Here is a 22010-nt window from a genome sequence, read left to right as displayed (position 1 = left end):
GGGAGTATTCGAATGGATCTTTCGAACACGACAAAATGGCGCATACTCAAATACGATAGCAGCGGCCACTGGGAGAAGGATGACGACATCGCTGCGGAATATCCGCTTACTCTGAAGCTGGATGGTGAGGAGTTTGCAACGATGGTATGCTCGCCATCACATTTGCAGGAGCTGGTCATTGGTTTCCTCGCTTCCGAAGGGGTTATACGAGCTGCCGGTCAGGTGAAATCGCTGAGGATCGAAGAGGATACGGGTTTTGCCTATGTCGAGCTAGAGCATAAGCATACGTTAAGTCAGGATCATTACGCGAAACGTTTTATCGGATCATGCTGCGGCAAGAGTAGGCAGTTTTATTTTCACAATGATATGCTGACGGCCAAAACGATCATGACCCGCACCAAAATATCGGCTGAGCAATGTATTCGCTTTATGCGCGAGCTTCAGGAGGCATCCTCGGAATTTCGCAGCACGGGCGGTGTTCATAATGCAGCCATTGGAACGCCATCGGAGCTGCTTGCAGTAAGAACGGATATTGGCCGCCACAATGCGCTCGATAAGCTCTTCGGCTATTGTTTGCTGCACCGTGTTCGAACTTCGGATAAAGTGATTGCATTCAGCGGCAGGCTCTCCTCGGAGGCGGTGCTGAAAGCGGCCAAAATCGGCTGCGGTATCATGCTCAGTAAGTCGGCGCCTACTGATCTTGCTCTTCGTTTGGCAGAGGATTTAGGCATTACCTGCGTCGGTTTTATTAGAGGCGGAGAGATGAATGTATATACCCATCATGACCGAATCGATTTCGGCGATGGATTGACAGCATGGTAGTGATTGTATATCATTTTAAATGAAAATGATTATCACCATGTGAGAAGAAGGAGTTTATGATGCTTTTACGCTTTTTTGCTTATTACAAGCCTTACAAGAAGCTTTTTCTGCTTGATTTCTGTTGTGCAGTAGTGCTGGCGATTCTTGAGCTGTGCTTCCCCTTGGCAGTCAGCTATGTAATAGATACGCTGTTGCCTGACGAGAACTGGGGCCTTATTGTTACTGCCTGTGCTATCTTGCTTCTGATTTATATTATTAATACACTGTTGCAGTATGTGGTCACCTATTGGGGCCATATGCTTGGTATTAATATTGAGACGGACATGCGTAAGAAGCTGTTCGACCACGTACAGAAGCTGTCCTTCCGTTTCTTCGATAACACGAAGACCGGTCATCTAATCTCGCGTCTAACGAATGATTTATTCGAGATTGGCGAGGTTGCCCATCATGGCCCAGAGGATATGTTTATAGCTGCGATGACGCTCGTCGGAGCGTTCGGCATTATGGCGTATATTAATTTGGAATTAGCCATTCTTACTTTTGTTATTGTGCCGATCATTATCTGGCTCGTTCTGATGTTCAACGGTAAAATGACGAAAGCTGCGAATCGGTTGTTCTCGGATATGGCCGATTTTAATGCTCGGGTTGAGGATACGGTTGGCGGGATTCGTGTTGTTCAAGCTTTCTCGAACGAAAGCCATGAGAAAAAGCTATTCAAGGTGAACAACCTGCGTTTCCGTGAAGCGAAGCTCATTTCCTACAAAATCATTGGTTTGAACTCTTCGATTACCTACATGCTGATGAGACTTGTATCTGTATTCGTATTGATTGCAGGCACTTGGTTCGTTATTAAAGGTGATCTGAAGTACGGCGAATTTATTAGCTTTGTTTTGCTTACGAACATCTTCTTTAAACCGATTGAAAAAATCAATGCAGTTATCGAAAGCTACCCAAAAGGCATTGCCGGCTTTAAACGTTATGTTCAGCTGCTGGAGACAGCACCTGATGTTGCGGATAAACCCAATGCGAAAGAGGTTAACCGCTTAAGCGGGAATATTGAATATCGGAATGTTACGTTTGGTTATGAAGGCGAAGCGAAGGTGCTTCAAAATATCGATCTTACTATTCGTGCAGGTGAGACAATTGCCTTTGTTGGACCTTCCGGCGCCGGCAAAACGACGCTTTGCAGCTTGCTGCCGCGTTTCTATGAAATTGAAGGCGGAAGCATCTCCGTCGATGGCTATGATACTCGCGATTTGAAGCTGGATTCGCTGCGGAAGCAGATCGGTATCGTACAGCAGGATGTGTTCCTGTTCGCCGGTACGATTAGAGAAAACATCAGTTACGGCAAGCTTGGCGCATCGGATACAGATATTTGGGAAGCCGCGCGCAGAGCGAAGCTGGAAGAATTCATCCACGCGCAGCCGGACGGACTGGAAACGGTAGTAGGCGAACGCGGCGTTAAGCTGTCTGGCGGACAGAAGCAGCGGCTTGCGATTGCGCGGATGTTCCTCAAAAACCCGCCTATTCTTATTCTCGACGAAGCAACTTCGGCACTCGACACCGAAACGGAAGCGGCAATCCAGCAGTCGCTGGCTGAACTGTCCGTAGGCCGCACAACGCTCGTTATTGCACATCGCCTCGCTACGATCAAAAATGCGGATCGCATTGTTGTTGTAACGGAGCAAGGAATTACCGAGCAAGGCCGTCACGAAGAACTCGTATCGGCGGGTGGCATTTACAGCCGCTTGCATCATGCGCAGTTTGGCAATAGATAATCTGAATTTGAATGAAGGCTGCCGATATCGTTGAATCGGCAGCTTTTTTTTTATTAACAAAGCAGCCGAGGTGCTTTATCACTAGCCGCTAGAATGAAACTTACAGGCACTACTAGGCATTAAATTCACCCAACACAACCCCACCCATTAAACCGAAGCATCGAGCATTACAACTTACTTCGCTCCATGCTAAAGGAGCTAATGGTTCGGTCTTGTTTAAATGGTATTCGCGGCGCCTGACAATACTTCTTGTTTGTCTTTCTCTGCGCCTGTTTTCCTTCTCTTATAAAACGACAAGAAGGCCGATGTAACCGCAATTGATAAGGCAGAGTACAATCCGCTTTTAAGCGAAAATACGGATAGGCTAGTGAGGACAACTAAAAAATCGAATGCGAAGTTGGTAATGCCGGGGTTGACGCCATGTTTTTTGTGCAAATAGATGGCCAGTATCGTCGCGCCTCCGAGTGAAGCACCGTTGCGGAACAAGGCAGTGATGCCTGCACCGATGAATAATCCTCCGACGATCGCTCCGATTAGCGGAGGAATCGTAAAGGCAGGCAAGATATCGTTTATTGCACTTAACGAGGAAAGCAGCGCGATCGCACCAATGGTTTTGAAGGTAAAGGATTTGCCCATGTAAAAGTAGGAGAAAATTAGAAATGGAAGATTGAGCAATAAAAACAAATAGTGGAATGAGACTTGCAGCTGGGGTGATAAGCTTAAAGAGAGTCCTGCTGTTCCTCCAGTTACGATATGTGAATGCTTTAAAATGACTAATCCGCCCACAGTAACGAAGCAGCCTATTGCAATATGAAGCCATTTGCTGATATTTTCCTTCATTTTGTTATCCAATATCCGTAACATCGCACATGCACCGCCTGCTTAAGTTTGTTACTATAAGAATACAAAACAGCATCAGTCGTATATATGATAAACAGAATGAAATTGATGTGAATTTATATAACATTGAACGAATTTTTATTGTTTTTCCTGCAAAATGAAGGGGGTTGTGATCATGGATCAATTGGACCGAATGCTTCTCCAATTGCTGCAGGAGGATGGCCGAGTCACGGTGAGCGAGCTGTCCAAACGATTGTCTCTCAGCCGCCCCAGCATATCTGAGCGTCTGCTGCGCTTGCAGGAGAAAGGCATCATTACTGGATTCGGTGCTCGAGTATCGCCTGCTGCTATCGGCAGAAACATACAGGTCATCATTCAAATGAGCGAATTGAAAGTATTTCCGATGGAGTTTGAGAAGCGCATCATGAATGATGATGAGATTATAGAATGCCACCGGGTTACAGGAACGGTCAGCTATGTTCTTAAAGCAGCGATAACGGGGATGGATGGTCTAAGCGAGCTTGTAGAGAGGCTTATGCCTTTCGGCAATGTCAACACGTCGGTCATTCTCTCTTCTCCTGTTATGAACAAAACCATACTGCCTAAGGAATAAACGATTAACGGAGTAAAGGGGACTTATAGGATGGAACAAACAAAAACATTAATTGAAGCATATAATCAAGCCAGCTATCCGTTAATCGGTCATGGAAAGCGGAATGTACAAGTTCTGAAAGAAGCGCTAGAGCAGTGGGACGCAGAGCAGGATAGCGATATGTACGGAAATGGAGCGATAATTGAGAATTTTGAGGAAAAAATGGCTAAACTGCTAGGCAAGGAATCGACTGTATTTTTCCCCAGCGGTACAATGGCTCAGCAAATTGCACTTCGTATATGGTGTGACGAAAAAGGAAATAAGAAGGTCGGTTATCATCCCTTAAGCCATCTAGAGATTCATGAGAAAGACGGCATGAAAGAGCTGCATCACCTTGAAGCTGTACTGCTGGCGGATGTAGAAAGGCCTGTCCTCCTCCATGATTTGATTGGTCTAGAGGAAAATATCGCTTGTTTGCTGCTGGAGCTGCCGCAGCGCGAAATTGGCGGACAGCTGCCGGAATTTGCAGAGCTCAAGGCTATGTCGGCATTTTGCCGGGAGAGAGGAATTAAGCTTCATCTGGATGGAGCGAGGCTGTTCGAGATTCTTCCGTATTATGATAAGTCTGCTCAAGAGGTGTGCGCACTCTTCGACAGTGTGTATATCTCATTTTATAAAGGGATTGGCGGTATTGCAGGAGCGATATTAGCCGGAGATCGCAGCTTTACAGAGAAATCGAAAATTTGGAAAAGACGCCACGGCGGTGATCTCATCAGCTTATATCCCTATATTATTGCTGCTGATTATTACATGGAGCGGCGACTTCCGCATATGAAGAAGTACTACAGGGAAGCGCAGGAGCTTGCTGCATTATATAACGGGTGCGAGGGTATGAAGACCATCCCGGAGGTGCCTGTTTCCAATATGTTTCATGTTCATACCACAGCAAAGAAGGAGCAGCTTGATTCAATCCTAATCGATATCGCAGCGAAAACAGGCATCGGCTTGTCGCAGTCTGTTCGTGATAAAGGCGAGGAAGGCTGCTATTTTGAGGTTAATATTGGCGATCGGTATGATGCGGCTCCTAAAGAAACGCTTTTTGAAGCTTTTCGATTGCTGGACAATAAGCTGCAACAGAATGGGGAGAGGGAATAGCAGTAACACTTTTAACTCGATTATGTCTGCACAACATGCTAAGTTATAAATAGTGGATAATGAGATAATATTTGATAAAACGTGGCAATCCATGATGTTAGCACATAATGTGAAATGACGCTAAAGAAGGAGTGATCCATTCTGAAAAAAATCATTTTACTCATTGTTTGCTGTTTCCTCGTATTTGGTGGTTCTTATGTCTACTCGAAAGCGAAGCCGCCTTTAACAGCACAGGCGTTCTCTTCAACAAACGATAGACAAATTGTTTTAGTGATAATCGGCAATAAAAGTGTAGTTGGATCTATCGATATTAATGAAGTATTAATAAATGATGGCGCCGTGCCTGAGCGAGTCAAAATACAAGTTAGCAGTCCTGCTAAAGGTTTTATTGTAACCGACCGCTTCGATGAGACGGAAGAAAAGGATTACTCATTTAAGGATCTGAATGAAGTGACCATTCCAACAGGAACATCTCCACAGGCACAGACGGCCAAAGAGAATAAAGGCAAGGTCACAGATGCGGATCATACCTATGCCCTAACAATAGGGGATAAGCAAACGATTGAATCAATCACGATCAAATATAACCACCTCGGGATTTCGCATAAAATAACAATTTCGACGATAAAGGTGCAATGAGCTATACTACGTACAACATAAAGAATGATTAACGAGGTTAGTTTTTGATGAGGCTAAACGTTGGATAGCAATAGGGGTTCCAATTTATAAAATAGTACAGAGGAGGTATGCATTCATATGAAATATTCCTTTTGTGCAGGGGCGGCATCTGTGGGATGTATCATGTTGAGCTGCCTTTTATTGTTTTGGAACCCTTACACGGAAATACCGGTGAATGATAAAACGATTCTTATCGTGTTTATGATGTTGATCCTTCCAGCTTGTATAGGAATTTTAGCTGCAATTTTGAGAAACCGAATGTTAATGCTAGTGGTACTCATCTGGTCGTTGCCGTATGGCATTTATTTATCTGCAGCATCTATACCGAGTATTTGGAATCTCTATGCAGCGGTTCTCATTTTATATGTCATTTCCCTTATAAGGAAAGAAACCGCATATAAAGGGGCATTATAAAGCAAAAAAAGACATGAAAGGACGAGACGAAACAATGGAGAAAGCAAATCAAAAAATTAAAACATTTTTTATGTTTGAAGGCAGAGCGGAGGAGGCTATGAACTTCTACACTTCATTATTCGATCAATCCGAAATCATAAGCATCCAGCGATACGGAGCGAATGAGACAGGCCCTGAAGGAACCGTGATGAAAGCTACATTTTCTCTAAAAGGACAACAGTTTATGTGTATCGATAGCGGAGTCAACCATGGCTTTACGTTCACACCTTCAATATCTTTGTTCGTTACCTGCGATACGGAAGAGGAAATAGACCAGGTTTTTGAAAGCCTATCACTTGAGGGCAGTATACTCATGCCGCTGGCCGCTTATCCGTTTAGTGAGAAGTTTGGCTGGGTTGCAGATAAGTTTGGCGTTTCATGGCAATTAAGTCTTGAGAAAAGCTGAAGCAGGCAAGAGAGAGAGTCGAAGAACGTAGAGTTGAAATTCAACATATTCTGTACCCTGAACGATACATAAGTGCACATTTTAATTTTGAGGTAATGTTTCCCCGAAGAAGTTGATGTTTACATTCCAACTCATGAATAGTGCTGATGCAGAAGATAGTGGACATATTCCACCGTCTTCTGCATCTCGCTAGCGCAGCTTCAAGTTTGAAGCAGCTATAGCATCTCAACCTTTAGGTCAGGGAAACGACCTTGCAGATCTGCTAAACGATCTAGTAGTGCTGCCTTATCAAATGGATATTTAAAAATGTCCGGATTCGGCTTAAAGGTAATGCTTGTGCCTGTTTCCTTCGTCATGCCTAAGACAAGCAGTTCACTTTGCGGTATGCCGTGTTTAAAGTCTTGACGAAATACTTTTCCTTCACGGCGAACCTCTACAGAAAGCTGTTCAGACAAAGCGTTAACTACAGGCATGTTTATGCCTTTTAACCCTTCGGAAGCTACAACGGATGCGCTTTTATTGTAATGCCCAAGCTCCGTAAGCACGGTTTGTACTGGAGTTGTCTTCGACTGAGGGAAGGCTTGAATCGGAATGCCTCGACCATTATCAGAGACGGTAATACTTGTATCGCTGTGAAGTACGATACATAGCTCCGTACTATAGCCTGCTTGGTGTTCTAACACCGAGTTATCAATGACGGACCATAAAAGATGATTCGGATCGTACCCCTCTTTATTTTCGCCTAAATACTCTTCAACGTTATTTCTAGCCTCAGTAAGCTCCATATAATGGCTCGTATCGAGCAGATCAGTAATAGCGGTCAACAAAAGCAGCAGCGGAAGCGTTCGATGAGCAGGCAGAGAATACTTGCCACCACGTTCCTCTTGAACCAAAAGGTCAGCCCCGAGTAAGGCTTTGGTATGGTGGTAAAGCTGCCCCGTCGTTCCGAGGTTTAGTCGTTCTACGATATCTGAGCCGGAGAGAGGCTCCAGCAATACAGCAAGCAGGATGTCGAGCCTCTGCTTATTCCCGAGTGCTGCCAAAACTTTTGCTGCTTTATCGGTGTCAAGACCAAGTAAGTGATGGACTTCTTGCTGCCTAGGGTCCCACCTGAAGCCATTGTGCCCGCGATATTGCCCGGAATAAAAGAGGCTGCCCAAATCATGCGGGGCTTCATCATTTAATGAGTTCTCATTTACATTCATGGTTAATGCTTGTTTTGGAGAAGGACGAGTATTAATGACCTGAGTTAACATTTGTTTGAGCTCGTTCATCTCTTTGGTAAGTAAATCAAGCTCAGTACCGTAGTCTCTAGAAGCTGACAAATAGCATCACCTCTTAATGTTATTGTTTTACGTAATTACGTTATACGATAAATTTAACATAAGTTCAGTCAATTGTAAACATAGCCCAAAAACTTTGTGGTACGATGAAGAAATATTTTAATAGCAGGCCTAACACTTAAGGGGGTAAGGGATTGTTTTCGAAAAAGAGGCATGTGAGGATAGATTGGGAATGCTCCATTGAGGACGAAACAGATGCTAGCGTCTGTGTTTATGTCACATTTCCAGATTACTCCCGATGGGTAGCTAATTTTTATACGATAAAATGTATCGAATCCATCCGTAACGATCGGCTGAGCAGAGGGGAAAATACGTTCGTCTGGTCAGAAGAAAATTTGATTATTGTCGATCAAGTAAGTCGAGCACATATTGAGAAAATTATTGATGAGAGTATGGAACAAAATACATTCGAGTATTTATTTAAATATTTTGGCTCGGTTCAGGCACCGAATGTTAGACAATATCCTGACGGTTTCTTCGAAAACGAGCCAATGATTAACTCTGATATCGTAATGCGTCAAGCAGGAAGACTATACGAAATGCTGGAGCATGCCAGCGACGAATTGAAGGACAATATAAAGCGTTTTTTGTTTGATGATCGTAAGGTGAGGATTGAGCATCTTGAGTTGATACCCAAACTTGAAGTTAAGTCTATGATTGTGGCTGAGGCAGAGCATGAGGGTCGTGACATGAAGCGCGAGTGGGAAGACGTTTTTGCAGAGGGTTTGGATGCCGAAGAAAAGACGAACATTTATATGGAACAATATTTATGGCATGTTTTCAGCTATACAAAAAAACCATGCTTAAGCGATGAACAAGCGGTCGAAGCATTCCGTAATGAGCCTAAAAAGGCGTGTTATGTCTTCTATCAGCAGCATGATTTAGTGTTGTTTTTAGAAGATGCAGCGCGTTTAATGCCTGAGGATGTGGAAGGCGAGCAGGACATCTATATTGTAGATGAGCATTTTAAGTGGACCTATGTCGTAACCCATGAGTCTGAATTAGGGCCTTATTTTGTTAAGGCACAGCATACTCGCTAATCGTTACTCCAGGATCGGAGCCGTATTTCATGGTTTCGCCAGAGATCGAAATTTCCTTTACTTCATTGCCCAGCTTGTCCACTAATACATGCTTAATGCCTCGCACAGGCCGAGGACTAGACGTTTTATAGATACCATTTTCCGAAATATTAATGACTTCATATCCTTTTTTCTTAGAGATAGGCGGAGAGCTTGAATCGCCAAAATGAATGACAACAGTGCCGTGAAAGCTTTGCGGAATGTGATGGATAACTGGTCTGTTTTTCTCAACCTCTGAGACCAGCATGTTGATCGGCAGATATATGATTATAAGTGAAGCAAGAAAGAAGATGAGATAGCCCTTCTCTTTTATAGCAACAAGAGAACCTACAGAGAATACAATTGCAGAGCTGGCAAATAGTAAAATAAACAGTCCGAACTCAGGAGAAAAGAGATCCTGTAATCCCCATATTCCTAAGCCCATCATAACGGTAACGGAAGCTGCGGCAATGATACTTAGAACAATTAGCAGGGTAGTGCGCAGCAAAATAGCCGATTTTCTCCAGCGGAACATCAGGGTGTAAAACGGGAGAATAAGGAATAGATACGAAGGAAGCGTCCAGCCGATAAGCTTGCTCGAATCACTTCCGAGGCTCTGATCGTACACGAGCGCCAAATAACCTAAATAAGCGAGTACACCTGCAAAATAGCTGGCTATAGCAACTAAAACGTAAAATAGCTTTTGTTTCATGGGGACAACACCTCTTCTGTGAGTATGGAAGCTCTGTACCCCTAAAGCATAACGTTATACCGAATATCGCAATAGTTCTATCTTTTGTAGTACCGACCTCACGATGCGCTTGGAGCAAGAACATCTCCAATAATGATTAGCCGCAAATAAGGAGGAAGTAACATGAAACGTATCCTTTCAGGAATAAAACCAAGTGGGGAGCTTAATATAGGCGGTTATGGAGGTGCCTTGCATCAATTTGTGAAAATGCAGCATGACTTTGAATGCTTTTTCTTTGTGCCGGATCTTCATGCGGTGACTGTTCCTCAGGACCCGAAAGAATTATTTCAGCGTTCAAAGGACATTGCCGCATTTTATATTGCTGCTGGAATTGATCCTAAAAAAGCGACGATTTTTATACAATCGCATGTGCCTGCGCATGTTGAGCTGGGATGGATAATGGAGACTCAGGTTCACTTTGGAGAGCTGAGCAGAATGACGCAGTTCAAAGAGAAATCAGATGGGAAAGATTCTGTCAGCTCTGCTTTGTTTACGTACCCTGCCTTGATGGCAGCGGACATTCTCCTTTATCAAGCGACCCATGTACCTGTCGGGGAGGATCAGAAGCAGCATTTAGAGATGACTAGAGATTTAGCTGCGCGATTTAATAGTCGTTTTGAAAAAACATTTGTAATTCCTGAACCAATCATCCCCACTATTGGCTCCCGTATTATGGGGCTTGATGATCCAACTAAAAAAATGAGCAAGAGCAACCCAAATAAAAATAGCTACGTGCTGCTACTTGACTCGCCAGCTGATATTCGTAAAAAGCTCGCAAGAGCTGTTACCGATTCAGAAATGTCTGTGCGATATGATTGGGACAATAAACCTGCGGTCAGCAATTTGATCGAGATCTATGCGGTGTTCTCAGGAGAGTCCACCGAGACGATTGAAAGGCGTTACGAGGGCCAAGGATATGGCGGGTTTAAGAAGGATTTAGCCGAGGTCGTCGTCGAGAAGCTAGTACCTATACAAGAGAGATATACAGATATTATCGATTCAGACGAGCTGATCCGTATCCTTAAAGAAGGAGCGATGAGAGCCTCGGAAACGGCTCAAATAACGCTTCTTAAAGCGAAGCGTGCGATGGGATTCATAACCTTTTAACCAAGCAAGCTGGGATTGCAGGTAGAAATCATAATGAACAGGAAAATCTCCAGCTAATTTTGCGATTATGCCCGTATATGCTGAATTAGAAGGAATTTGTACCGTTAAATCAATGGAAATGGGCTGTTTCCTAAAATATTGCCTGGTTTAGCGGGAGAATTTCCCGTTAACTTGGTTTTTATCGGAAAAGAGCGAATGATAGCGGGAGAAATTCCTGTTAGTTTGGTATTCTAGAAGCCAATAAGGCAGGACGCCGTACAGAATGAGTTGATTGAATACAGTAATAAAAAACGGTCAATCCCGCCTCAGCAGTGGGATTGACCGTTTTTCGTTTGTATCTAAGCCCCTTACACTTCTTTGCGAGTAAAATAAAGGAGACCAATTGCAAAAAACAAAACAAAGCTGCTCGTTATCGTAATGAGCAAGTTTTCTAAAGGGAGCGCAAAAGCGCCGAAATTGTCGCCTTCGAAGCTTAGCATCGCCAGCATTGGTTGTGCCCATGGGTAGAAGGGAGCGAAGCGTTCAGAATTAACGATAAGCATATTAGGCAGCGTAAGCATCACATTAATGACGAGTGGAGCGGCAAAGCTGCTCCAGCTTACAGATACGAGCAGTTGAAGCGCGGCAAGCGGGAGGCAGGCAAGCCAGCCGCTGCCAACTCCTTTCAGGAGCATCGCCCATGGAAGCGGGCCGTCGATGCCTTGATAGGTCGCTGCAATAATAACTGCTCCTAGAAACAGCAGCTGCGTTATGGCTAGGAGTACGGCGACTACGCTAAATTTGGCGAAGTAGAGTCCGATTCTAGACACAGGCAGCGTTAGCAGCTGCTTCCACCCTCCTCCTACATGCTCATATCTGCATACGAAAGCGGACAGAATGCCCGTTAATATTGGTAAGAACAGCATGGCGTGGAACGAAGCCATCGAAGCAATGAGCAGGGCATATTGAGCGGACGCATCCGGCGAATCAAACGATATTAACATGCCAAGAGCAAGTGACAGCAGCGAGCTGAGCGGGATGAGTATCCAAATAAACGTTTTGAATAACTTAATCCGTTCCGCAGCGACTAAACGTAGGAAACCCATCATTTCAATTCACATCCTTTTTGATGAAATGAAAGGCTCCAACAAGTAGAAGGATGCATCCGAGCAGAAAGCCTCCACCTACGAATAGCTCTCGCTGGGGGTCCATATAACCTAGCATTGGCCAGTTTAAGGGCAGCAGCTTTGACCAATCCTTTGAAATCAGGCCTGTGAATATGGAGCTGATTGCGATCAATACGCCAAACGTAATAGGAATGGCTTGATTTTTCATGGTCATGCAAAGCCATACAAACAGCGCAAGCGCCGGGAGCGATGCGATAAACGGCAGGAAGCAAAGCCGCAAAATATCGATTACTGGCATCTCTTTAAGCCCGAATCGCAAAGATAAACCGAGCGCAGCGGTACCTATTGCCAGCAAAACACATGACGAGAGCAGCAACAAGAAGCTTAATGCAAATTTGGAGCGGAACACGGCACCCTTGGAAATAGGAAGGGCGAGCAGCTGCTTCCACGCATTTGTGTTATGTTCGATATTTGCTAGCAGGGAAGAGACAAGTGTCACTCCAAGGAATAGCGAGATTGGAACAAACATTTGGATGTCCTGAAGCAAGACCTCCCAGAGTCTTCCTGCATATTTGTTCGTTAAATAATCATATCGAAGTCCGTAATTAAGAGCTTGCATAGCAATCAATCCGATAGGACCAATAAAGATAAGAAACCATAGCCCTTTGCCGCGTATTTTCAAAAAATCAGCTGAAAGTGCTTTGAGCATCATAGCTTACCCTCCCCGACAATTTGCAGGAAGAGATCCTCCAGTGATTTGCGTTTCTCCTCGACACGGTAGATAGAGTGATCTCGCTCTACGAGATTTTTGATAATGCGTGCAAGTGCAGGGTTATCGGTATGCTCCAGCATAATGGCGGAACCATTTTGTACAGCGCCCACACCTTGCCGCTGCAAGGCAGCAAGTGCTAGCTCTGGCTCAGACACGACCAGCGATATTGTGCCTTGTGCCTGTGCATGCAAATGGCTGATCGTATCTTGGAAGACAAGCTCCCCCTGACGAATAATACCGACGGTTCCTGCTGTAAGCTCAACCTCGCTTAACAAATGGCTGGATATAAGGACGGTAATGCCATGCTGCTTAGGCATTTCTTTAATTAATTCACGAATTTCCAATATGCCGGATGGATCTAGTCCATTTGTCGGCTCGTCGAGCAGCAGCAGCTCCGGGCTGCCAAGCAATGCGCTTGCGATACCTAGTCGCTGCTTCATTCCAAGCGAGAAGCCTTTCACTGGACGCCGCGCTTCCTTGGTCAGTCCAACGATGTCGAGCACTTCAGCAATTTTGGAGACAGGAGCACCGAGTATGCGGCGAATAGCTTCGAGGTTGTCGACGGCGCTTAAATGACCATAATACGAAGGGTATTCGACGAGCGAGCCGACCCGGCGTAATATGGATAACCTTTCCTTATTCAATGACTTCCCAAAAATATGGACCGATCCGCCCGAGGGCTGGATTAATCCGAGCAGCATGCGGATTGTCGTCGTTTTACCAGCGCCATTCGGCCCAAGAAAGCCATATATATCTCCTTTTGCAATTTTCAAATTTAGATTGGACACCGCATAACGCCCTTTATAACGTTTGCTTAGTCCTTTCGTTTCGATTACCCATTCATTCACGTTAATCACCTCAGTACTTACATTAACGGGTGAAGGTTAAACGAAGGGCTCCCCAAGTTTAAATTTTGTTTAAAAAAATAAAATCAATTTGAATAAATGTATATGGTCGTTCCACTAGCTTGGGTATCCCTATGCCATTCGAGCTTCATTTCTTTCAGAAGATAATCGACAATGGCTAGCCCAATGCCTGCACCTTTGCCCATCGGAGCAGTCTCTAGCCCGTTGCCATGATCGCGAATAATGAGCGCAGATTGGCCTTGGTAATACTCAACGGTAATGCCGATGTATTTGCCGCCGTTCGCATGCCTCGTCACATTTTGAAATAAATTATCCAGCACGCGGCGGAAACCTGCCTTATCGACAACACGAAGCATAGTGCCATCAGGCAGCTCCACATCAGCGACGATTCCTTCCTGTTCCCAAAGAGGGTACCAAGACGCGGCGCTTTCACGAACTAATCGCAGCAGATCCAGTGGCTCCAGCTTAAGTGGATATCGTCCGCTTGTCATGAGCGTGTAGGAAAGTAAGTTTTCAATGAGACTGTCTAAGCTGGTTATTTTTTGCTCCATTTGCTTCACAGCTGTTTGAGCATTCAAACTTAACGGTTCCTTATGCAGCGAATACAAATGGCTGTTCATGACGGTTAAGGGCGTCCTCAGATCATGCGACAGGCTGGCGATGAGCTGCTTGCGAAGCTCCTCCTCTGCACGCTCGCGCTCCTTGCTCTCCTTAAGCTGTTCAACCATCTCATTAAAAGCTGTCTCCAGCTGCCCGATCTCATCATTTTTGTTAATAAGGATCGGCATCGGAAGACCGTTGTCGCCATGCAGCGTCATCGCTGATTGCAGACTGAGCAGACGTTTGCGAATGTGCCGGAAGAACAGCAGCGATATCAAGAAGAAGAAGGCGAACATAATAAATAGAAACGCCAAATAAAAGGGTGTGCCTGAACCGATCGGCTTATCGAGCTGAATGATGGAGCGCTGCAGCTGCATTACCATAAACCCAGGTTCCTTATGGTCCGCTCCAAGGAAGGACACGACCGTAAAGGGATCGCTGTCGATGCTTGCTTTCATAAATTGAATGGAGCTGGCAGGCGTCCACTTGTTTGGAAGCTGCTCTTGTACAGGAAGCTGCAGCCTTGTTGATCCAGCAGAGTCAACCCAGAAGAGGGAAGCCTCGGGGTAAGTTTGTTTTAGCTCGCGCAATCTTTTGTCGATTTGAGCGGGATCCTTCTCTGTTAATTCAGCAGCCTGATTATGCCATATTGTGGTTAATTCTTTTCCGCTGCCATACTTTAAATAGTCCATATTAGCGGTTTGCGTATTTTCTTGAATAAGCATATAAAGAATAGAAGCTACCGGAAATATGATTGGAATAAACAGAAAAGCAAACAAAATGATAAGCAGGTAGCGAGATAACAAGGTTTGGCGAAACTTCATGCCTCCCGTGTGTGGTTTGGACTTCTTCATGCGCGCACCCGATAGCCAATGCCGCGTACCGTCTCAATAATTTCAGGAGCAGCGGGGTTTCGCTCGATTTTTTCCCTCAAATAGCGGATATGAACCATCAACGTTTTATCTCCATCAATAAAAGATTCTCCCCATACGGCCTCATAGATTTGCTCTTTCGTAAGCAATTGTCCCAAATGGCGCAGTAGATAGCTGAAAATGTGAAACTGTTTGCCTGTCAGCATAATTTCTTCCCCGGTCTCGCGGTTTTCCACCCGGTTTTGCTGCTCATAGACAAGCAGATGCTTAATAGCCAAAGGTTCTGCAAGCCGTGCGCCTGACCTGCGAAGGAGCACTTCGATGCGTGCGGTCAGCTCGTCGGGATGGAATGGCTTGGTGAGGTAGTCGTCAGCGAACTGCAGCCCTTGTAGCTTATCATCGATGGAGGTGCGCGCTGAAAGCATAAGAATCGGGACATCCGGCGCTGCTTTTTTCAGCCGTTGTCCAATAGTAAAACCATCGAGTCCCGGCAGCATAACGTCTAGGATGACGAGTCTGCAGCCTGCAGCGGCCTCGAGTGCATGCTCGCCGTTTTTTAACCATTCAACCTTATAGCCTTGCTCTTGCAAATGCTGTGAGACAAAGCTTCCGATTTCGATATCATCTTCAATATATAGCAGTGATGCCGTCATTTTTATAAATTTCCTTTCGTTCATTCATTTTGATTCCTTATTTTAACTGGTCTGCTTCGATTATACGGCAGAGCTTGGCGGAATGCATACCATAAGCAGCGTTTGATGTAGATAAGCAATAGGAATTTATTTGAAAATAAAGAAAGGGACCTAGCCGACAACGGCTAGATCCCTTTCTATTCATTGCGTGGTCAGCCCTTGCTTCCAGGCTCCCGTGCTTTCTTTCCTTTTTCCCACCTAAATACTTTGTTTAATACTTTGAATACCCACTTCGACTCCTTAGTCAGAAGTGGTCCCAATATCGCCAGAATGAGTACATACAAGGCAGCGAATGGCTGCAGGAGCTCAAGCAAGCCGCCTGCTTTGCCGAGGTTCGCCATAATGATGGAGAACTCGCCGCGAGATACGATGGTCAAACCTATATTAGCCGATGCCTTCGGCGTTAAGCCAGCACTTTTACCGGCTAACATGCCTGCCAAGAAGTTGCCGAATAGTGTAACGGCAACCGCACCAAGTGACAGCCATACGGCTCCGCCAAGTGCGAATGGGTCGATGGTCAGTCCGAAGCTAAAGAAAAATAAAGCACCGAAGAAGTCACGGAAAGGCAAAATCATATGCTCAATCCGCTTCATGTGAACAGTCTCAGCTAGTACTAAGCCTACAAGCAAAGCACCGATCGCCTCAGCTACGTGAATCGTTTCGGAGAAGCCTGCTACGAGGAACAAGAAGCCGAATACGAGCAGCAGAAACAGCTCATTCGAGCGAATATTGAGAATTTTGTTCAGAAGCGGTGCAGCCTTCCTGCCGATAATCAAGAAGAGCAGCATGAATCCTAATGCATAGGAAGCAGACAGGAGTACTCCGCCTAAAGACGATGAATCACTGAGCACGAGTCCGGAGAGCACGGAAATATATACAGCAAGGAAGATATCCTCGAACATAATGATGCCGAGAATCATTTCTGTCTCCGGGTTGGCAGTCCTCTTTAAATCGACGAGCACCTTCGCGACGATAGCGCTCGATGAGATCGTTGTAATGCCGGCGATGACCATGGTTTCCGCTACAGGGAAGTCGTTGATCCAGCCAAATAATAAGCCAAGTGAAAAGTTGATTAGAATATAGATCGTTCCGCCTACCGCTATTGAGCGACCCGATTTCATTAATCGACCCACAGAAAACTCCAGACCTAAATAGAACAGGAGGAACAGCACGCCTAGCCGCCCCATGAATTCAATTAGTTCTGCACTATGAATAAACCTAAAGTCCAGTATGCCTACGTGCGGAGCATGTGGACCTACGGCCATGCCGATTAATATATAAAACGGGATGACGGAAAACCGAATTTTTGCAGCTAACAGCCCGACTAAGGCGATGAGTATAACAGCAAGACCGATCTCCAGCACCATGTGATCCATAATTAACGGCTCCCATTTTGCAGCATCAGCTTAAGAAGCTTCAGATGCTGGCGTTCACCTGCAACAATGAGGGTAGTATCCGCTTTGAATATATAGTCGGGGCCGGGATTAATATGTTTTTCTTCCTTCTCAACCGCAGCGATAATGGTCGCTCCAGTCGTTTGGCGAATATCGGCCTGACCGATCGTTCTGCCAATGCATGCAGCATTTGGTTCAATCTTGTACCACTCAATCGTTAGATCATCAAGTGCAACTTCAATCGTTTCAAGCGCTTTCGGCTTGTAGGTCATACCGCCAATGATGGCAGCGACTTGTCTTGCTTCTTCATCCTCTAGGGTAACCATGGAAATGCTATCGTCTGGATCCTCATAGTCAAAGTGATACATCTCACGGCGTCCGTCATCATGAATAATAATGACAAACTTATCGCCGCTCCTCGCCATAACTTGGTACTTTCGGCCAATGCCGGGCAGATCGGATTCTCTAATATTCATTGTGTATGCCTCCTCATTTGTTGTTAGTATACGAACAAAATGAGAGGATTAACCAACGAAATGAGAAGTGAATTTAATCGGAGTCATGAGCAGATCGCGCAATCTCTGTCGATAAGTAGTGACGAGTGCGGATAGGGTTGTGGAACGCCAATAGATAAGCATGAGAGCATGCATATAGGCGGCAACGAGTGCGTTTTCAGGTAAAAATGTTGTGGCAGTGGTGCTCTGTTTGCGTACGGTTGACGTCGCATATTTGGCTGCCGCAGTAATGCGGCTTGCACCAGCTGTTAACTCAAACATATTGCCTGCTTGGTAGGCGAACAGCGCTGCGAGCAGCAGCGGAACAATAAGGAACAAGTTCATTAAATGCTTGCGGCTAATAGGGCTGAAATCATGTACGCCATTGTTCATCTGTCCACCTCCAAAGATTTCGTTAATATAAGTATAACTTATAAATTGAAAATTAAAAAGGCGATGTTACATATTAACAAAGAAAAATTGGTTATTGCCCTCTATTCCCAGCTGTTTAATAAATTGACGATAAACCATAAGCGTTATAAAATAAGTAAACGATTTTTTTAAGGCGAATAGAACGAAAAAGAGAGAAAGAAGGTTGAAATGGATGGGAGCAGAAGTGAAACAATTGTCACCGCTCGTACAAACGCTTGGTTTGAAGGAGCATATCGAGGGTGGCTGGTACAAGGAAATTTGGAAGGCTGGTTTCACAATACCGCAGGAGGTGCTTGGAGCTCCTTATTCAGGACCACGCTTCGCAGCATCATCAATTTATTTTATGCTTCATCCAGGTGAGTTTTCAGATTGGCATAAGGTTTATTCAGACGAGCTGTGGATGTGGCATTCGGGCAGTCCATTAATGCTTACGCTTGGCGGTACCGAAGATGCGCCGGAAACTAGAAAAGAAATTATTGTTGGACCTGATGTGCTGGCAGGTCATCAGCCGCAAGCATTAGTGCCGGCTAACGAATGGCAAATGTCCCACCTGCTAGGGGACGAGCCTGTACTTGTTTCATGTGTCGTTGCTCCGGGTTTTCATTATGATGATTTCCAGCTCATTAAGCGATAATTACGATCATTAAATAAATGTTGAAGAGCCATCCGAGGAGTAAAGTTTCTTTCCCGGATGGCTCTTATTTTGCAATTAAGAAGCTTCGTACGTGGCCTGCTATGACCAAAGGAACGAGGCTGGCTAAAAGATTCGGTGGCTCCAGCCGTTAAGTTTGGCGAATGCCTCTACGAAGTAGTAGTCTCCGTAAATAAGTGATACGTTGATGTTGGCGTTTTCAGGCTTATGTCCGGTGCCTTGGAGAAGAATTGCTTCATGGTCCGGATTGTCCCAGGTCGCATAATTCACGCTTAGTGAGTACAGGATTCTCTCGGCAGCCGCGTTATAGATCCGGCGTTCCGCGAATGGAACCAGCTCGGTAAGTTCAAGCAGACCGGATGCTGCGATGGCGGCAGCGGAAGTATCGCGCGGCTCATTTTCTATGTTTTCTACGCGAAAATCCCAATACGGCACATAGTCTTCCGGCAGGGCGGCGACAAAGTAATGCGCTACCCGCTTCGCTGCATGCAAATAACGCTCAAGCCCGGTGCATCGGTAAGCAATCGCGAGGCCATAAAGTGCCCAGGCATTGCCTCGGCTCCACGCCGAAGAGCTGGAAAAGCCTTGACCGCCCAGCGGTTCTATAAACGCGCCCGTCTCCGGATCAAAAGATAAAATATGACATACCGAGCCGTCCTCGCGAATGGCGTAACGGAGGAAGGTATCCGCGTGACGTATCGCGATATGCTTGTAACGAGGGTCGCCTGTCGTGCGACTTGCCCAGAACAATAGGGGGATATTCATCATGCAATCAACAATGGCCCAGCCGAGAGCCTCTTGCACGTTCCACGCACGAATAAACTCGCCATTCACGTTGAAGCGGCCCGCTAGGAAGTTTGCCGCCTCCAAACCGATTCGCAGACCTTCCTGATCGCCCGTTAATTCGTATTTGATAACAGCAGTCGGCAGAAACTGAAAGCCGACATCGTGATGCAATTGTACCGGATGCTCGCAGAAGCAGCGCTCCAGCTTGGCGTCCCATTCCCAAGCAGCTGCTTTGAATGACTCTTTCCCTGTTACATCATGCATAACCCAGAGCATGCCGGGCCAGAAGCCGGACGTCCACCAGTTATCGTCTGTGTTGTCATAGATGCCGTTGGTTTTTGCCGCATGAGGCGTTTTATCTCCAATTTGGTTTATCATGTGCTCTACCTTTTCGGTTAATTGCACCAATATTTTTTCTTTGTATGCCTGATTCATTTTGTAGTAAGCCTCCTCGTTGACCCATGATTGTGGTTAAGCTGCTTGCTATCATTATAGTCTCTGACAAATGGACAAAGTTACGCTACAATGATTAAAAATGTTGTTCTGTTGACTTGTTGAAATGAAGGGGTGCAGTCAGTGAAGGGGACGCTGTTTCAGGAAATGGACTATGGGGGACTGTCTTTTCTTTGGTCATATCGCAACTGGTCGCAGCAAGATTTCGAGGGGTACTACCACTTTCATAGGGGTTTCGAGGTGCTGGCTGTGCATCAGGGACACGGCATGGTTACCGTTAATCAGAAGACGTACGAGCTTAAGCCAGGCATGCTGTTTTATTTCGAGCCCTATCAGCTGCATAATGTTTATGTGGAAGTGGATGAAAGCCGGCCATATGAACGCAGCGTCTTTCATTTCGACCCTGTAGTTATGAAGGGCTACTTAAGAACGTTTCCGGCTCTTTATGACGTCTATAAACGAATGCTTCAAGGGCTTATCGCTTTGCAGGGCATAGATATGATCGATTGCAATGAAGAGTTGAATGCCGCTTGCTCCGCATTCCAGAATGGCCTACTCGCTTCCTCCGCCAGCAGCCAAGAAGAACAGAGCGCGCTTTATTTGTTAAAGGTGTTGTCGTTAATTAAACGAAAGGTTATTCCGGGGCCCAAGCAGGATGAATATATGAAGCCGATTCGCCAATCGGAACGTGTTATGGCATGGATTGAAAATCATTACGGGGAGCCCTTTCAGCTTGAGTTGCTTGCGGACGAGCTTCATATGTCAAAATCTTATTTGTCCCGGCTGTTTCGGCAAGAGACGGGTAGCAGCATTACCGGTTATTTGACAGCCCGCAGAATGCAGCAGGCTTGCAGTCTGCTTCAAACGACGAACAAATCCGTAGAAGTGATCGGCGAGCAGGTAGGGTTTACGAGCACCTCTTATTTTATTAGCCTGTTCAAACGGATTATGGGCGTATCTCCGCATCAATACCGCCTTAGGCTGTAGCGGGGAGCAGCGGTAATAGAATAGATGCTTCGTTCCAATTAAGGATTCTCTGCCTTGCGAAGCTGGTTCCGAACGCGGTATTTGCTGGGACTGGTGTGAAAATGATTCCGGAAGGCGCGGCTAAAATAAGGATAGCTGTGAAACCCGGCGGCTTCGGCGATATCTTCCAGTTTCATGTCACTATATAGAATTCTCTCCGAGGCAATAGACAGCCTGATCTCAATGACATAACGCATTGGAGATTGCCCGAACGCTTGCTTGAACAAGTGGGAGGCTGTCGATACGCTGATGCCATAACGTTCGGCGATATGGGTCAGCTTCAGCGGATCGGTAGCATGCTTCTCCAAATACTGCTTCATTTTGTAAGGAATGTTGAGCTCCGGTCTGGAGGCCGCCGCCATCTTTACATACCTCTCGATAGTTAGACATAAAACTTTGATCAAAGCGTCCATCATTTCCGCATTATCCCCATGAATATTCCGCTTCTCATAAATCAGTTTTCTCCACAATGCCAAGAAGTCTTCCGCTGTATCCAGATGAACCTTGCTTGGAAAATCATTTCTGATGCACCACTGCTGAGCCCATACTCCGCTGCAGGATAAGTAGTAATCGGCACTCTCAATTGGCTGAGAATCTTCAGTGTCTTTATCGGCCTCAACCACTAATCGGTAGTATTCCCCTGGCTTGCGGATGATTAGATCACCGGGCTGTACGACATATGTCTCATCATTAATCTCGACACGGCATGTCCCTTTTACCTGGAAGCGCAGGAGCAAGCGATTGTCGTATGTGCCTTTTTGCAAGGAGCCGGTGAATGGAGAAGTATGATGAGAATAGCCGATCAACAGGCAATCGATCCACGATGCGTCCATCATTTGCTGCCACCTCCAAGTGAGTAAACTATTTCTACTATCATAAATA

At 45.6% G+C, this 22010-nt stretch carries 24 protein-coding genes; 11 read left to right on the top strand and 13 right to left on the bottom strand.

The window, feature by feature from the left end; all coding sequences use genetic code 11:
* The first annotated feature begins 12 nt into the window (after window positions 1–12).
* Window positions 13–822 (top strand): formate dehydrogenase accessory sulfurtransferase FdhD, encoded by an 810-nt coding sequence (gene fdhD, locus BK120_RS15745; RefSeq protein ID WP_076268446.1) that lies wholly within the window; start codon window positions 13–15, stop codon window positions 820–822.
* A 59-nt stretch (window positions 823–881) separates the two neighbouring features.
* On the top strand, window positions 882–2600 hold the full coding sequence (locus tag BK120_RS15740) for an ABC transporter ATP-binding protein (protein ID WP_076268445.1): 1719 nt from the start codon (window positions 882–884) through the stop codon (window positions 2598–2600).
* A 216-nt stretch (window positions 2601–2816) separates the two neighbouring features.
* On the opposite strand, the gene BK120_RS15735 is transcribed toward BK120_RS15740, so the two are convergent.
* Window positions 2817–3464, bottom strand: coding sequence for a YitT family protein (locus tag BK120_RS15735; RefSeq protein WP_144376776.1), 648 nt, complete (start codon window positions 3462–3464; stop codon window positions 2817–2819).
* 151 nt (window positions 3465–3615) lie between these two features.
* On the opposite strand from BK120_RS15735, the gene BK120_RS15730 reads away from it, so the two are divergent.
* From BK120_RS15730 to BK120_RS15710, 5 genes are all read left to right on the top strand, one after another.
* Window positions 3616–4053 (top strand): Lrp/AsnC family transcriptional regulator, encoded by a 438-nt coding sequence (locus BK120_RS15730; protein WP_076268444.1) that lies wholly within the window; start codon window positions 3616–3618, stop codon window positions 4051–4053.
* 30 nt (window positions 4054–4083) lie between these two features.
* Window positions 4084–5187 (top strand): threonine aldolase family protein, encoded by a 1104-nt coding sequence (locus tag BK120_RS15725; protein ID WP_076268443.1) that lies wholly within the window; start codon window positions 4084–4086, stop codon window positions 5185–5187.
* Window positions 5188–5457: 270 nt separating this feature from the next.
* On the top strand, window positions 5458–5826 hold the full coding sequence (locus tag BK120_RS15720) for a hypothetical protein (protein ID WP_076268442.1): 369 nt from the start codon (window positions 5458–5460) through the stop codon (window positions 5824–5826).
* A 117-nt stretch (window positions 5827–5943) separates the two neighbouring features.
* A complete protein-coding gene (locus BK120_RS15715; RefSeq protein ID WP_076268441.1) occupies window positions 5944–6279 on the top strand; it encodes a hypothetical protein in 336 nt (111 codons plus the stop codon).
* 34 nt (window positions 6280–6313) lie between these two features.
* A complete protein-coding gene (locus BK120_RS15710; protein WP_076268440.1) occupies window positions 6314–6724 on the top strand; it encodes a VOC family protein in 411 nt (136 codons plus the stop codon).
* Between the two features lie 215 nt (window positions 6725–6939).
* On the opposite strand, the gene BK120_RS15705 is transcribed toward BK120_RS15710, so the two are convergent.
* Window positions 6940–8049, bottom strand: a complete 1110-nt coding sequence (locus BK120_RS15705; protein WP_144376775.1) for an ATP-binding protein — start codon at window positions 8047–8049, stop codon at window positions 6940–6942.
* 152 nt (window positions 8050–8201) lie between these two features.
* Between BK120_RS15705 and BK120_RS35955 the strand changes: the two genes are divergently transcribed.
* Entirely contained in the window at window positions 8202–9107 is a 906-nt protein-coding gene (locus BK120_RS35955) for a DUF4275 family protein (protein ID WP_256710910.1), read from the top strand.
* Here BK120_RS35955 and BK120_RS15695 read toward each other — a convergent pair.
* Complete coding sequence (locus BK120_RS15695) at window positions 9085–9837, bottom strand: DUF6843 domain-containing protein (RefSeq protein ID WP_076268439.1); 753 nt, start codon at window positions 9835–9837, stop codon at window positions 9085–9087. The two genes, BK120_RS35955 and BK120_RS15695, sit on opposite strands and share 23 nt — an antisense overlap.
* Before the next feature lie 162 nt (window positions 9838–9999).
* Here BK120_RS15695 and trpS point away from each other — a divergent pair, with 162 nt between their 5' ends.
* Entirely contained in the window at window positions 10000–10983 is a 984-nt protein-coding gene (gene trpS / locus BK120_RS15690; protein ID WP_076268438.1) for a tryptophan--tRNA ligase, read from the top strand.
* A gap of 347 nt (window positions 10984–11330) precedes the next feature.
* Here trpS and BK120_RS15685 read toward each other — a convergent pair whose 3' ends face one another.
* From BK120_RS15685 to BK120_RS15650, 8 genes are all read right to left on the bottom strand, one after another.
* Window positions 11331–12071 carry an ABC transporter permease gene (locus tag BK120_RS15685; RefSeq protein ID WP_076268437.1) on the bottom strand — a complete coding sequence of 247 codons (741 nt, stop codon included), beginning with the start codon at window positions 12069–12071 and terminating at the stop codon, window positions 11331–11333.
* Window position 12072: 1 nt separating this feature from the next.
* On the bottom strand, window positions 12073–12801 hold the full coding sequence (locus BK120_RS15680; protein WP_076268436.1) for an ABC transporter permease: 729 nt from the start codon (window positions 12799–12801) through the stop codon (window positions 12073–12075).
* A complete protein-coding gene (locus tag BK120_RS15675) occupies window positions 12798–13709 on the bottom strand; it encodes an ATP-binding cassette domain-containing protein (RefSeq protein ID WP_076268435.1) in 912 nt (303 codons plus the stop codon). Before BK120_RS15675 ends, BK120_RS15680 begins: the two co-directional genes overlap by 4 nt.
* Before the next feature lie 83 nt (window positions 13710–13792).
* Complete coding sequence (locus BK120_RS15670; protein ID WP_076268434.1) at window positions 13793–15151, bottom strand: HAMP domain-containing sensor histidine kinase; 1359 nt, start codon at window positions 15149–15151, stop codon at window positions 13793–13795.
* Between the two features lie 26 nt (window positions 15152–15177).
* Complete coding sequence (locus tag BK120_RS15665) at window positions 15178–15852, bottom strand: response regulator transcription factor (RefSeq protein WP_076268628.1); 675 nt, start codon at window positions 15850–15852, stop codon at window positions 15178–15180.
* A 191-nt stretch (window positions 15853–16043) separates the two neighbouring features.
* Window positions 16044–17267 carry a cation:proton antiporter gene (locus BK120_RS15660; RefSeq protein WP_076268433.1) on the bottom strand — a complete coding sequence of 408 codons (1224 nt, stop codon included), beginning with the start codon at window positions 17265–17267 and terminating at the stop codon, window positions 16044–16046.
* A gap of 2 nt (window positions 17268–17269) precedes the next feature.
* Window positions 17270–17761, bottom strand: coding sequence for a cation:proton antiporter regulatory subunit (locus BK120_RS15655; protein WP_076268432.1), 492 nt, complete (start codon window positions 17759–17761; stop codon window positions 17270–17272).
* 48 nt (window positions 17762–17809) lie between these two features.
* Complete coding sequence (locus tag BK120_RS15650) at window positions 17810–18172, bottom strand: hypothetical protein (protein WP_076268431.1); 363 nt, start codon at window positions 18170–18172, stop codon at window positions 17810–17812.
* A gap of 211 nt (window positions 18173–18383) precedes the next feature.
* Here BK120_RS15650 and BK120_RS15645 point away from each other — a divergent pair, with 211 nt between their 5' ends.
* The gene (locus tag BK120_RS15645) at window positions 18384–18845 is read left to right on the top strand and encodes a cupin domain-containing protein (RefSeq protein WP_076268430.1); all 462 of its coding nucleotides are present in this window, start codon (window positions 18384–18386) and stop codon (window positions 18843–18845) included.
* Between the two features lie 123 nt (window positions 18846–18968).
* On the opposite strand, the gene BK120_RS15640 is transcribed toward BK120_RS15645, so the two are convergent.
* Complete coding sequence (locus tag BK120_RS15640) at window positions 18969–20084, bottom strand: glycoside hydrolase family 88 protein (protein WP_076268429.1); 1116 nt, start codon at window positions 20082–20084, stop codon at window positions 18969–18971.
* Between the two features lie 141 nt (window positions 20085–20225).
* Between BK120_RS15640 and BK120_RS15635 the strand changes: the two genes are divergently transcribed.
* Entirely contained in the window at window positions 20226–21089 is an 864-nt protein-coding gene (locus BK120_RS15635) for a helix-turn-helix domain-containing protein (RefSeq protein ID WP_076268428.1), read from the top strand.
* Window positions 21090–21127: 38 nt separating this feature from the next.
* On the opposite strand, the gene BK120_RS15630 is transcribed toward BK120_RS15635, so the two are convergent.
* Window positions 21128–21964 (bottom strand): AraC family transcriptional regulator, encoded by an 837-nt coding sequence (locus BK120_RS15630; RefSeq protein ID WP_076268427.1) that lies wholly within the window; start codon window positions 21962–21964, stop codon window positions 21128–21130.
* Between the last annotated feature and the right edge of the window lie 46 nt (window positions 21965–22010).

It is taken from the genome of Paenibacillus sp. FSL A5-0031, assembly GCF_001956295.1.
GTDB lineage: Bacteria > Bacillota > Bacilli > Paenibacillales > Paenibacillaceae > Pristimantibacillus.
The sequence above is the reverse complement of the archived record's forward strand: the minus strand, read 5'-3'. Positions and strand labels throughout refer to the sequence as shown.